This is a genomic window from Mycobacterium intermedium, assembly GCF_002086275.1.
Taxonomy (GTDB): domain Bacteria; phylum Actinomycetota; class Actinomycetes; order Mycobacteriales; family Mycobacteriaceae; genus Mycobacterium; species Mycobacterium intermedium.
This window is the reverse complement of sequence record NZ_MVHT01000036.1, coordinates 21,364-33,524: the sequence shown is the minus strand read 5'-3', so window position 1 is coordinate 33,524 and position 12,161 is coordinate 21,364. Positions and strand designations below refer to the sequence as shown.

The window sequence follows — 12,161 nt, the reverse complement described above, 5'->3', positions numbered from 1 at the left end:
GTGCTGCGGCGCCGCGGCGCCATTTCCAGCGGCGGTAGGTTCAGCGCTATGGAAAAGGTGATCGCCGTGTTGCGGCGGGCGGAGCCCGACGACCAGTGGTGTGCCCGGCAGCGAGGGCCGGTCGCCGAGGCGCTGCTGGCGACCGGGGTGCCCGGGCTGACGGTGAACGTCCGCGACAGCGCGGTGCGCGAGTCGCTGATGACACTGACAACGCTCGATCCGCCGGTGGCGGCCGTGGTGAGCCTTTGGACGCAGCAGTGCTACGCCGAGCAGACGGCCGCCGCGCTGCGCCTGCTCGCCGACGAATGCGAGCGGTTCGCCGCGTATCTGGTGACCGAATCGGTACCACTGCCGGCACCGCTTGAACAAGGCTCGCGCACAACGGGTTTAGCCAACATCGCGTTGCTGCGCCGGCCCGCCGAACTGGATCAGGCGACGTGGCTGGACCGGTGGCAACTCAATCACACCCAGGTGGCCATCGATACACAGTCGACGTTCGGCTATACGCAGAATTGGGTGGTACGGGCCCTCACCCCGGATGCGCCGGGAATCGCCGGCATCGTGGAGGAGTTGTTTCCCATCGAGGCGGTCTCCGACATCAAGGCCTTCTTCGGGGCCGCCGACGACGGCGATCTGCAGGACCGGATAGGCCGGATGGTCGCCAGCACAACTGCATTCGGCGCGAACGAGAACATCGACACCGTGCCGACCAGCCGCTACGTGTTCAGGCACCCATTCAGCTGAGCGAGGACTTCTCATGACCACTCTCGACGAAGCCGTGGCGCTGGCCTCGGCGGAAAACGGCCTGGCCGTCGTCTCCACCGTCCGCGCCGACGGCACCGTGCAGGCGTCGCTGGTCAACGTCGGGCGGCTGCCGCATCCCAACGGCGGCCAACCGGTGCTGGGCTTCACCACCTACGGCAAGGTCAAGCTCGCCAATCTGCGGGCGCGACCACAACTTGCCGTCACGTTTCGCAAGGGCTGGCAGTGGGCGACCGTCGAAGGCCGCGCCGAGTTGGTCGGTCCGGACGACGCCCAGCCCTGGCTTTCCGACCCCGACCAGTTGCGCCTGCTGCTGCGCGACGTCTTCACCGCGGCCGGCGGCACCCATGACGACTGGGACGAGTACGACCGGGTCATGGCCGCCGAGCGTCGCGCCGTGGTGTTGATCGCACCCACCCGCGTCTACAGCAACGGCTGACCGGGTGAGGCGCGACGGACGGTAGGTTGCATGCTGTGACGCTGCTCATCGATGACGAAAACCGCGTACGCACCCTGACGCTGAACCGGCCGGAAGCGCTCAACGCCTTCAACGAAGCCCTGTACGACGCCACCGCACAGGCCCTGTTGGACGCGGCCGACGACCCGAACGTCGCGGTGGTGCTGTTGACCGGTAGCGGTCGCGGGTTTAGCGCCGGTACCGACCTGACCGAGATGCAGGCCCGCATCACGGACCCGAACTTCACCGAAGGCAAATACGGGTTCCGCGGCCTCGTCGAGGCGCTCGCCAGGTTTCCCAAGCCGTTCATCTGCGCCGTCAACGGCGTCGGCCTGGGGATCGGCGCCACCATCCTGGGCTATGCCGACTTGGCTTTCATGTCGTCGACGGCGCGGCTGAAATGCCCGTTCACCAGCCTCGGGGTGGCACCCGAAGCGGCCTCGTCGTATCTGCTGCCGCGGCTGATCGGCCGGCAGAACGCCGCATGGATGTTGCTGTCCTCGGAGTGGATCGACGCGCAGGAGGCGTTGCGCATGGGCCTGGTGTGGCGGGTCTGCACTCCCGAGGAGCTGCTTCCCGAGGCCCGTCGCCATGCCGAAATCATTGCTGCGCAGCCCATCTCGAGCCTGATGGCCGTCAAACACACGATGATGGAACCCATTCGCCCCGGCATCGCCGCCGCCACCGAGCGGGAAAACGCCCACTTCGCCGAGTTGATGGGCGCGCAGGCCAACGCCGCGGCGTTGTCGGAGTTCAGCAACCGGCAGCGCTGAACTTCTCAGACCGAGGCCGGCCGCCGAGGACTAGTGCGCCGAAGCGGCATCAAGTTGGTTCGCGGCGGCAGCGATGATCGCCCGCAACGTCCGTCGGCAACGCCCGCAGTCCGAACCCGCGCCGCACACGGCGGCAATTTCTTTGGAGGTCGACGCGCCCCGAGCGACAGCGTCACAAACCGTCTGGCTTGTGGCACCGACGCACAGGCAGACGTACATCAGGGACTCCCCACCGGACGCACGCTCATAGGTCGCATATTAGCGGAGTCTAACCTAAGTAGGTTAGTGGACGCTAACCTAAGTTCGTCACAGCGCGGCGGCGAATTGCGCCCGCATGGCGCGCCGACCAGCAAGTAAGGCTGGGCTGTCTCGCCATTACTGCACTAAATTTAGATCCGGCACGCAACAAGTGCCGCAGTAACCCAGCATGGTGCGCTTCAGCCCGGCTCACCTGCTGCGGTCAGACAACTTCACACCGTAGGAGGGATCATGCAAGGTGATCCGGATGTTTTGCGGCTACTCAACGAACAGCTGACCAGCGAGCTCACCGCTATCAACCAGTATTTTCTGCACTCGAAAATGCAGGACAACTGGGGCTTCACCGAGCTGGCCAAGAAGACCCGCGAAGAGTCTTTCGACGAGATGCGGCATGCCGAGGCAATCACCGATCGGATTCTGTTGCTCGACGGTTTGCCCAACTACCAGCGGCTCTTCTCGGTACGCATCGGACAGACGCTGCGGGAGCAGTTCGAAGCGGATCTGGCGATCGAATACGAGGTACTCGACCGCCTGAAACCCGGCATCATCCTGTGCCGCGAAAAGCAGGACACCACGAGCGCCACCCTGCTGGAGGGGATCGTGGCCGACGAGGAGTCGCACATCGACTACCTGGAGACTCAGCTGGAGCTGATGGACAAGCTGGGCGAGGAGCTCTACTCCGCCCAATGCGTCTCGCGGCCCCCGTCCTGATCGCCGGCCCCCACCGCGTTGAGACTGCGCCTAGGGCGCCGCGTCGAGACTTTGACTCGGCGTCCTGGTGGACAAAGCGCGAGTAACCCCCGCCCTGGGCGCAGAGTCAACACAAGCCGCCGACCGGCGCCGCATTGAGACTGCGCCTAGGGTGACAAAGTGCGAGTAGACACCGCCCAAAGCGCAGCCTCAGCGCGAACCCCTAACCCGACGTGACCCTTGCTACCTCAGCCGCAGACCTCGCTCCCAGCGCGCTGATCAGCCCGCAGCGGCGGAATTTCATCTTCCTGGCGATCGTGCTGGGAATGCTGCTTGCGGCGTTGGACCAGACGATCGTTGCGACGGCACTGCCGACCATCGTCGCCGATCTCGGCGACGCCGGGCACCAGTCGTGGGTGGTCACCAGCTACCTGCTGGCGTCCACGGTCACCACCGCGCTTGCGGGCAAGCTCGGCGACACGTTTGGCCGCAAGCGCGTGTTTCAGGCCGCGGTCCTGTTTTTCATTGCCGGATCGGTGCTGTGCGGGCTGGCGCATTCGATGACCATGCTGGTGGCGTCGCGGGCTCTGCAGGGCATCGGTGGGGGCGGGATCACCGTCACAGCCAGCGCGCTCATCGGTGAAGTCGTTCCGCTCCGCGAACGGGGCCGCTACCAGGGAATTCTTGGCGGCGTGTTCGGCGTGACCACCGTCGTCGGCCCGTTGCTCGGCGGCTACTTCACCGATTACCTGACCTGGCGGTGGGCCTTCTGGATCAACATCCCGGTTTCGGTGATCGTCATTAGCGTTGCCGCGACGGCCATTCCGGCGCTGACCGCGACCAAGAAGCCGGCCATCGACTACGTGGGGATCGTGCTCGTCGGCCTTGGCGCTTCCGCGCTGACCTTGGCGACCAGCTGGGGCGGCACTCGTTACGCATGGGGTTCGCCAACGATCGTCGGACTGTTCATCGGCTCGGCCGTCACGCTTGGCCTGTTCGCGTGGGTGGAAACGCGCGTCAGCGAACCGATCCTGCCGACCCGGCTGTTCGGCAGCCCGGTTTTCACCGTGTGCTGCGTGCTCTCCTTCGTCGTGGGCTTCGCGATGCTGGGCGCCATGACCTTCCTGCCGACGTACATGCAGTACGTGAACGGTGTCTCGGCGACGACGTCGGGGTTGCGCACCCTGCCGATGGTGGTCGGCATGTTGATCACCTCGACCGGCTGCGGCACTTTGGTGGGCCGGACCGGCCGGTACAAGATCTTTCCGGTCACCGGAACCGCGTTGATGGCGTTCGCATTTCTGCTGATGTCGCGGATGGACGCGTCGACGTCGGCGGTGCTGCAGTCGCTCTACCTGTTGATCCTGGGTGCCGGGATCGGCATGTCCATGCAGGTGCTGGTGCTGATCGTGCAGAACACGTCGAACTTCGAAGATCTGGGGGTGGCCACCTCGGGGGTGACCTTCTTCCGCACGATCGGCAGTTCGTTCGGCGCGGCCATCTTCGGCTCGCTGTTCGTGAACTTCCTCGACAGTAGGTTGGGCCGAGCGCTCGCGGCCTCCGGTGTATCGGCCGACGCGGTCAGTTCTCCGGGGGCGTTGCACCGCCAACCCGATTCGGTCTCCGGCCCGATCGTTACCGCCTACGCCCAATCCCTCTCGCAGGTGTTTCTCTGGGCAGCCCCGGTCGCCGTGCTGGGTTTCGTCCTGGCGTTGTCGCTGCGCGAGGTGCCGCTGCGGGAAATCCACAACAGCGCAGTAGATCTGGGCGACGGATTCGGCATGCCGTCCTCCGAGACTCCGGAACGGTTGTTGGAGAACGCGATAGCCCGCATGTTGCGCGGTAATCCTGGTGTTCGTTTGCGCAGTATCGCCATGCGGCCCGACTGCCGGCTCGACGTCGCCGGCCTCTGGGGAGTGCTTCGCGTCAATCGCTACGGCCAGTTCTTCGGGACCGCCCGGCTCACCGACATCGCCGAACACCTGCGGGTGCCGTTCGAGGTGCTCGAACCCACCTTCGCCCGGCTGGTCGCGTCGGGCTACGTGCGCCGCGACGGTGACCGAATGTGGCTGACCCCCGCCGGCAAGGCGCAGGTCGATTACGTCTACTCGCTGCTGCTGAACTGGATCATCGACAAGCTGGCCCGCTCACCGGAGTTCGCCGGCCGTCCCGACCGCCGCGACGTCGAGGCCGCACTGCAGCGGGTTGCCTACCGCGTTCTCACGCAACGTGATTGGGGTGACGACGCTCCGACGCGGGCCCTGCCGAAGGCCGCCGCGACGGAAACTTTGCGGAGTTAGCTCGTCGGTGCCATCGGGGCGGGCGTAGCATCTCGCCCATGAGCCGAATCGGAGCTTTTGCCGACGACGATGTCGCCAGCTGGGTCTTGAAATCCCCTCAACTCGGCGGCGCGCTCGCCAATTTCAGCAGGGTGGTGTACAGCGAAAACCGGCTGCCGCTGCGCACCCGTGAACTCGCCCGCGCGGTGATCGCCAACGAGAACGAATGCATCGTCTGCGTCAACACGCGCGATGCCGACGGGCCCGCCGCGGGCGTGGACGAGGAGCTGTACAACCACGCGACCGAGTGGCGCACCTGGCCCGGCTACAGCGACCAGGAGCGACTGGCGGCCGAGTTCGCGTACCGGTTCGCCACCGACCACAAGGCGCTGCGCGACGACGAAGCCTTCTGGACACGGATCAACGAACACTTCTCCGAGGAGTTGCTGGCCGACCTGGCGCTGTCCTGCGCGCTGTGGGTGGGCATGGGCCGGGTCCTGCGGACCCTGGACATCGGCCAGGCCTGCAAGCTGACCCTGCCCAGCCGGGCATAGCGTCCGGGACAGCGATCGAGGCCCGGGAGAGAATCGCTGTCATGCCAGCCACACCGCTCGCGGCCGCGGCGATAGCACAACTGGAAGCCGAGGGCGTCGACACCGTCATCGGTACCGTCGTAAATCCGGCTGGACTCACCCAGGCCAAGACGGTGCCAATCCGGCGCACCAACACCTTCGCCAATCCCGGCCTGGGGGCCAGCCCTTCTTGGCATGCCTTCGCCATCGACCAGAGCGGTATCGCTTTCACCGACGACGTCGGGGTGGTCGGCGACCAGCGCCTGCGCATCGACCTCTCAGCGCTGCGCATCGTCGGCGAGGGGCTGGCGTGGGCCCCGGCGTCGTTCTTCTACCAGGACGGCACACCCGTGCCCGTATGCAGCCGCGGCACGCTGCGCCGCGTCGAATCCGCGCTCACCGAGGCCGGGATCGACGCGGTCATCGGCCATGAGCTTGAATTTCTCCTCGTCGCGCCGGACGGATCCCGTCTGCCGTCGACGATGTGGGCACAGTATGGACTCGCCGGCGTCCTCGAGCATGAGGCATTCGTGCGTGACGTCATCTCGACGGCCACGACGGCCGGGGTCACGATCGAGCAATTCCACCCCGAGTACGGGGTCAACCAGTTCGAGATCTCCCTGGCGCCGCTACCCCCGGTAGCTGCGGCCGACCAGCTGGTCCTTGCGAAGATCATCATCAGCCGCGCCGCCCGCCGCCACGGTATGCGCGTGAGCCTGTCGCCGGTGCCCTTCGCCGACAGCGTGGGATCCGGTGCCCACCAGCACTTCTCGCTGACCACCCCGGAGGGGCAGTTGTTTTCCGACGACGCCGGCGGCATGACGCCGGTCGGGGAGGCGGCGGTGGCAGGCGTGCTGGGTGGACTGCACCAGGCCCAGGGAATCCTGTGCGGATCGATCGTGTCCGGCTTGCGCATGCTCCCGGGCAATTGGGCCGGGGCCTATGTCTGCTGGGGCACCGAAAACCGGGAAGCCGCAGTGCGTTTCGTCAGAGGCGGCACCGGTAGCCAGTATGGGGGCAATATCGAGGTCAAGGTGGTCGACCCATCGGCCAACCCGTACCTGGCATCGGCGGCGATCCTCGGGTTGGCGCTGGACGGAATCCAGCGCCGGGCGGTGCTGCCGCCGGAGACGACGATCGATCCGGCGAAGCTGTCCGACGCGGACCGGGCCGATGCCGGCACCACGCTGCTTCCGGAGACTCAAGCCGAAGTGATTGCGGCACTGGATGATTCCAAGCTGTTGCGGGGAATTTTGGGCGATGCGGTGGTAGACATGGTCGTGTCGGTCCGGCGCATGGAGCACGACCGCTATGCCGACCTGTCGCCCCAGCAGTTGGCCGACAAGTTCCGCATGGCCTGGAGCCTTTGAGCGTTGGGCGAGTTTGCGGCACTGGCCCAGCACATCCAGGGTGTGCCGTTGATCGATCAGCACGTCCACGGCTGCTGGCTCGCCGCGGGGGATCGGCGCCGCTTCGAGAACGCCCTCAACGAGGCCAACACCGAACCGCTGGCCGGCTTCGATTCCGGGTTCGACTCCCAGCTCGGCTTCGCCGTGCGCGCCCATTGTGCGCCAATCCTCGGGCTGCCCAGGCACGCCGAGCCGCAGGCCTATTGGGAGCGGCGCAGTCAGTACAGCGAGGCCAAGCTGGCCCAGCTGTTCCTGACGGCGGCGGGGGTGAGCGACTGGCTGGTGGACACCGGAATCGGTGACGACACCATCATGACCGACCTTGACGAGCTCTCCGCGCTGTCCGGGGACCGGACCCACGAGGTGGTGCGGCTCGAACAGGTCGCCGAACAGGCCGCCCATGCCCCCGGCGACTACGCTTCGGCGTTCGAGGAGATCCTGCACCGGCGCGCCGCGACCGCCGTCGGCACCAAGTCGATTCTGGCCTACCGGGGCGGCTTTGACGGCGATCTGTCCGACCCCACACCGACTCAAGTGGCCGAGGCCGCCGCACGGTGGCGCGACCGCGGCGGTAAACGGTTGGACGACCGGGTACTGCTGCGGTTCGGCCTGCATCGGGCGGTGCGCCTGGGCAAACCACTGCAGTTCCACGTCGGCTTCGGCGACCGCGACTGCGACTTGCGCAAGGCCAACCCGCTGTATCTGCTCGACTTTCTTCAGCAGTCCGGCGACACGCCCGTCGTGTTGCTGCACTGCTACCCCTATGAACGCGAAGCCGGTTATCTCGCACAGGCTTTCAATAACGTCTACGTCGACGGTGGCTTGAGCGTGAACTATCTGGGCGCGCGGTCCACGGCCTTCATCGGCCGACTGCTGGAACTGGCGCCCTTCCGCAAGATCCTGTACTCGTCCGACGGGTTCGGGCCGGCGGAGCTGCACTTCCTGGGGGCAGCCCTGTGGCGCCACGGAATGCACCGAGTACTGCGCGAATTCGTGGACAACGGCGATTGGTGTGAAAGCGACGCAATCCGGGTAGTCGACCTTATCGCGTACGGCAACTCCGCCCGCGTCTACGACCTTGGCGAACGGCCGCGGGAGTCGCGGGAGACAGGACGAGACAGGACACACGATGGGGGCCTTGGGGAACGTACTGGACTGGACCCGCAATCAAGTGGTGTCGCGGGTGCCCAAGGCAAACCTCGACCAGCGGGATCCTGACTATATCCGCGACCAGCTGCCGTTCACCTGGCTGATCGCCTCGCTGTATTTCCGGGCCGACGTGCGCGGCCTGGACCGGATTCCGCCCGAAGGACCCGTGCTGCTCGTCGGCAACCACAGCGGCGGAAACGTGCCCCCCGACACCTTCGTGTTCACCCTTGCGTTCTGTTCGTACTTCGGTGTCGAGCGTCCCTTCTACCAGCTGGCACACAACCTGGTCGTCTCGGCTCCACCGCTGGGCTGGCTACGCAAGTTCGGCACCGTCGCGGCCAATCACGAAAACGCCCAGTTGGCGCTGGAGTCCGGGGCCGCGCTGCTGGTGTATCCCGGCGGTGACTACGAGGTCTTCCGGCCGTCATGGGAACGCCACAAGGTCGATTTCGGGGGGCGCATGGGTTACGTGAAACTGGCCCGCGAAGCCGGCGTGCCGATCGTTCCCGTCGCCGCCGTCGGCGGTCAGGAAAGCTCATTGTTCCTCAACCGCGGACAATGGCTGGCCAAGCTGCTGATGGCGGATAAGTTGTTGCGGCTCAAGAGTGTTCCGATATCACTGGCGCTACCGTGGGGCCTGAACATCAGCGACCTGGCGGGCCACATACCGCTCCCGACCAAGATCGTCATCGAGGTGCAGGAGCCCATCGACCCCGACGGCGATGATCAGGCCGTGCACGACAAGGTGCTGGCCAGCCTGCAGGACGGTGTCGACCGCCTGGCCTCCGAACGACGTTTTCCGGTGCTGGGCTGATGCGCGTCGAACGCCGGTGCATCATCGACGCGGACCGCGACGCGGTGTGGAAGATCGTCGGCGATCCGGACAATTACCCGTCGTTCATGGCCAACCTTGCGCGCTGGGAGCGTGCCAACGAGGAGCGCGGCCTCGGTGGCCGCTACACCGTCCATTGGAAGATCGGCTCGGTGCCCGTTGGCGGTCTGATCGAAGTGGTCGAGTTCGACGACCGTCGCGACCTGGCCTGGGTGGGCATCACCGGCATCAACCTGCGGGGCCGGATCCGGCTACGTGACGGCGCCGAAGGCCAGACGAAAGTGACGTTTCGGCTTTCGTATCAGGCGCCGGGCGGGATCTTTGGGTACATCGCCGACCGGATCGCCGTGCGGCAGGTGGGCCGAACGCTGTCCGAAACCCTCAACGGCCTCAAGGCGATGATCGAGGGATGAACCGCACCGATTTCGATTGAGCCCCAAGCGGTTATGGATCAAGACGTCTTGGCGGGGCGTCAGGCACGAGTGTCAGACCAGGCCCGTCGCGTCGTAGATCCAGCTGGTGTCCGCGTTGGCCAAGGCCTCGAAATGGCCCGGTGGCGCGAAGGCAACCAGACTGTTCATGTCCCAATAGTCTTTCCACAAGGTCACCTTGCCGGCGATGACCTTGTGCACCGTGACAAACCTCAACACGCCCTGCTCGCCGGTTTCGAACGTCCACGTCTCGGAGTGCTCGTACATCACGTCTTCGCCGTCGGCGATCAGCAGGCCGCTGTGGTTCTCGTAACCGGCCAGCGGTGCGAGCCCGATCTTGAGTCGCTTGACGATGTCTTCCGGTCCCCGTGCCGCCACCGCCGGCACCGGCATGTCGACGTAGAGGCAGTCATCGGACAAGAACGTCTTGACTGCCTCCCAGTCCCGTCGCGAAAGTGCCTGCCACAGGCCAAGTACCGCATCTCGAGCCGAGCTCGTCGAATCTTGTGTCACCGCGCAATGACACCCCGTTGCGGCACGGGTGTCAACCAGCCGCCGACCCCGTGGCACAGTACGGTGAACCGCCGCGTCACGAATCGAGGGCAGCCGCCGTGCAGACAAGTCCCCAGAAATTGCGCCCCGCGATCGTGGTCGGGGCGCTAGGTGTCGTGTTCGGCGACATCGGCACCAGCCCGATCTACACCATCCAGACGGTGTTCAACCCCAAGGACCCCCATCCGGTTCCGATCAGCACGGAAAACGTCTACGGCGTGGTGTCGTTGATCTTCTGGTCGGTGATGATCGTGGTGACTCTGACCTACGTAAGCCTGGTGATGCGCGCCGACAACCACGGCGAGGGCGGCATCATGGCGTTGATCACCCTCGTCGGACGCTGGGCGAAGGAGCGCGGCGCAGCCAAACGGCGTACCGCCAAAGCGCTCAGCGCGTTGGGGATCTTCGGCGCCGCGCTGTTTTTCGGCGACAGCATGATCACCCCGGCGATCTCGGTGCTTTCGGCGGTTGAGGGCGTCAAAGTGATCCAGCCGCATATGGAGGCCTGGATCGTGCCGATCACCGCGGTCATCATCGTCACTCTCTTTTCCGTGCAACGGCGGGGCACAGCCACCGTGGGGCGCTTCTTCGGGCCGGTCATGATGGTGTGGTTCACCGCGCTCGGCGTCCTCGGGATGAAGGCGATCGTGGACCATCCGGCCATCCTCAAGGCACTGTCGCCGCTGTATGCGGGGGAATTCCTGATCGGCCACTTCCATTACGCGTTCTCTTCCCTCGCCGCCATCGTGCTCGCGATCACCGGCGCCGAGGCGCTGTATGCCGACATGGGTCACTTCGGTCACCGCGCGATCGCCATCGGTTGGCTGGCACTGGTGTTGCCCGGCTGTGTCCTCAGTTACTTCGGCCAGGGAGCGCTGCTGCTCAGCAACGCCAGCGCGGTCAATGCGCCGTTCTTCCTCCTCACTCCTGGGTGGGCGCGCCTGCCCATGGTCTTGCTGGCTACCGCCGCCACCGTCATCGCGTCGCAGGCCGTCATCACCGGAGCATTCTCGGTGGCGTCCCAAGCGGCTCAGCTCGGCTATCTGCCCCGACTACGGATCACCCACACCTCCGCGTCGAGGATGGGCCAGATCTATGTGCCGTGGATCAACGGCATGTTGGCGGTAGCGGTACTCACCTTGGTGTTTGCCTTCCGCAGCTCCGCGGCGCTGGCATTCGCTTTCGGCATGGCGGTCACGGGGACGATCACCATCACCACGACGCTATTCCTCTTCTATGCGCGCACCTGCTGGCACGCACCGCTGTGGCTGATCGTGCCTGGCGCAATCCTGCTGTTGTCGGTCGATCTGATGTTTCTCGCAGCGAACCTGACCAAATTGGTGCACGGCGCGTGGCTTCCGCTGCTCATCGGGCTCGCCGCGTTCACGGTCATGACCACCTGGCAGCGTGGACGTGAAATCGTCACCCGCGCACGGAAAGAGGCCGAAGGCCCGCTCCGCGAATTCGTCGACAGCCTGGCGGATCACGACCCGCCCTACGCGCGGGTTCCCGGCACGGCCATCTTCCTGGATCGCGGAAAGGAAACCGCCCCATTGGCGATGCGCGCCAACGTCGAGCACAACCACGTCTTGCACGACCACGTGGTCATCATGGCGATCCATACGCTGCCGGTGCCGCGGGTGCCCGACGCCGAACGAACCGAAGTCGATGCCCTCGGTTATGCCCGGGACGGAATCGTCCATCTGACCGCGTATTTCGGCTACATGGAGACGCCGAACGTCCCCGCGACGCTGCGTCTGCTTGATCCGGACGAGACAGAAGGCAAGATCGCCATCGATGGCGCCTCCTACTACCTGTCGAAGCTCGAACTGACCACCGGGTCGGAGCCGACGATGGCGGCCTGGCGCAAGCGGTTGTTCATTGCGACCTCATACATCACTGCCGATGCCGCCGAATACTTTCGGCTACCGCTAGACCGCACGGTGGTCATGGGCTCGCGGATCGCGGTCTAGCGCCGGCGCGCAACCAGACTTGGC

12 protein-coding genes and 1 pseudogene are annotated in these 12,161 nt (G+C 65.6%); 11 read left to right on the top strand and 2 right to left on the bottom strand.

Annotated elements, in window-relative coordinates; translation table 11 throughout:
• Window positions 1-48 precede the first annotated feature (48 nt).
• From BST27_RS14535 to BST27_RS14525, 3 genes are read left to right on the top strand one after another with little or no spacing between them, the layout of a single operon-like run.
• On the top strand, window positions 49-744 hold the full coding sequence (locus BST27_RS14535) for an EthD domain-containing protein (protein WP_069418358.1): 696 nt from the start codon (window positions 49-51) through the stop codon (window positions 742-744).
• Between the two features lie 13 nt (window positions 745-757).
• Entirely contained in the window at window positions 758-1,201 is a 444-nt protein-coding gene (locus BST27_RS14530) for a TIGR03618 family F420-dependent PPOX class oxidoreductase (protein WP_069418357.1), read from the top strand.
• 35 nt (window positions 1,202-1,236) lie between these two features.
• Complete coding sequence (locus tag BST27_RS14525) at window positions 1,237-1,992, top strand: enoyl-CoA hydratase/isomerase family protein (protein ID WP_069418356.1); 756 nt, start codon at window positions 1,237-1,239, stop codon at window positions 1,990-1,992.
• Window positions 1,993-2,022: 30 nt separating this feature from the next.
• Here BST27_RS14525 and BST27_RS14520 read toward each other — a convergent pair whose 3' ends face one another.
• Window positions 2,023-2,211, bottom strand: a complete 189-nt coding sequence (locus tag BST27_RS14520; RefSeq protein ID WP_079219701.1) for a (2Fe-2S)-binding protein — start codon at window positions 2,209-2,211, stop codon at window positions 2,023-2,025.
• A gap of 270 nt (window positions 2,212-2,481) precedes the next feature.
• On the opposite strand from BST27_RS14520, the gene bfr reads away from it, so the two are divergent.
• From bfr to BST27_RS14485, 7 genes and pseudogenes are all read left to right on the top strand, one after another.
• On the top strand, window positions 2,482-2,961 hold the full coding sequence (gene bfr / locus BST27_RS14515) for a bacterioferritin (protein WP_069418355.1): 480 nt from the start codon (window positions 2,482-2,484) through the stop codon (window positions 2,959-2,961).
• 212 nt (window positions 2,962-3,173) lie between these two features.
• The gene (locus tag BST27_RS14510) at window positions 3,174-5,240 is read left to right on the top strand and encodes an MDR family MFS transporter (protein WP_069418354.1); all 2,067 of its coding nucleotides are present in this window, start codon (window positions 3,174-3,176) and stop codon (window positions 5,238-5,240) included.
• A gap of 38 nt (window positions 5,241-5,278) precedes the next feature.
• The gene (locus tag BST27_RS14505; protein ID WP_069418353.1) at window positions 5,279-5,773 is read left to right on the top strand and encodes a carboxymuconolactone decarboxylase family protein; all 495 of its coding nucleotides are present in this window, start codon (window positions 5,279-5,281) and stop codon (window positions 5,771-5,773) included.
• 41 nt (window positions 5,774-5,814) lie between these two features.
• Entirely contained in the window at window positions 5,815-7,161 is a 1,347-nt protein-coding gene (locus tag BST27_RS14500; RefSeq protein WP_069418352.1) for a type I glutamate--ammonia ligase, read from the top strand.
• A gap of 3 nt (window positions 7,162-7,164) precedes the next feature.
• A pseudogene (locus tag BST27_RS14495) lies at window positions 7,165-8,289 on the top strand (amidohydrolase family protein); the annotation flags it as partial.
• A gap of 40 nt (window positions 8,290-8,329) precedes the next feature.
• Window positions 8,330-9,163 carry a lysophospholipid acyltransferase family protein gene (locus tag BST27_RS14490; RefSeq protein WP_069418351.1) on the top strand — a complete coding sequence of 278 codons (834 nt, stop codon included), beginning with the start codon at window positions 8,330-8,332 and terminating at the stop codon, window positions 9,161-9,163.
• A complete protein-coding gene (locus tag BST27_RS14485; RefSeq protein ID WP_069418350.1) occupies window positions 9,163-9,594 on the top strand; it encodes an SRPBCC family protein in 432 nt (143 codons plus the stop codon). Before BST27_RS14490 ends, BST27_RS14485 begins: the two co-directional genes overlap by 1 nt.
• A 72-nt stretch (window positions 9,595-9,666) precedes the next feature.
• Here BST27_RS14485 and BST27_RS14480 read toward each other — a convergent pair whose 3' ends face one another.
• On the bottom strand, window positions 9,667-10,125 hold the full coding sequence (locus tag BST27_RS14480; protein WP_069418349.1) for a limonene-1,2-epoxide hydrolase family protein: 459 nt from the start codon (window positions 10,123-10,125) through the stop codon (window positions 9,667-9,669).
• Between the two features lie 98 nt (window positions 10,126-10,223).
• Here BST27_RS14480 and BST27_RS14475 point away from each other — a divergent pair, with 98 nt between their 5' ends.
• Window positions 10,224-12,137 carry a potassium transporter Kup gene (locus BST27_RS14475; RefSeq protein ID WP_232007226.1) on the top strand — a complete coding sequence of 638 codons (1,914 nt, stop codon included), beginning with the start codon at window positions 10,224-10,226 and terminating at the stop codon, window positions 12,135-12,137.
• Window positions 12,138-12,161: the final 24 nt, after the last annotated feature.

Bases quoted from the DNA above. Each gene is read 5' to 3' on its own strand.
- BST27_RS14505 (WP_069418353.1), top strand. From the start codon at position 5,279: ATGAGCCGAATCGGAGCTTTTGCCGACGACGATGTCGCCAGCTGGGTC.
- BST27_RS14530 (WP_069418357.1), top strand. From the start codon at position 758: ATGACCACTCTCGACGAAGCCGTGGCGCTGGCCTCGGCGGAAAACGGC.
- BST27_RS14485 (WP_069418350.1), top strand. From the start codon at position 9,163: ATGCGCGTCGAACGCCGGTGCATCATCGACGCGGACCGCGACGCGGTG.
- BST27_RS14535 (WP_069418358.1), top strand. From the start codon at position 49: ATGGAAAAGGTGATCGCCGTGTTGCGGCGGGCGGAGCCCGACGACCAG.
- BST27_RS14490 (WP_069418351.1), top strand. From the start codon at position 8,330: ATGGGGGCCTTGGGGAACGTACTGGACTGGACCCGCAATCAAGTGGTG.
- BST27_RS14500 (WP_069418352.1), top strand. From the start codon at position 5,815: ATGCCAGCCACACCGCTCGCGGCCGCGGCGATAGCACAACTGGAAGCC.
- bfr (WP_069418355.1), top strand. From the start codon at position 2,482: ATGCAAGGTGATCCGGATGTTTTGCGGCTACTCAACGAACAGCTGACC.
- BST27_RS14520 (WP_079219701.1), bottom strand. From the start codon at position 2,211: ATGTACGTCTGCCTGTGCGTCGGTGCCACAAGCCAGACGGTTTGTGAC.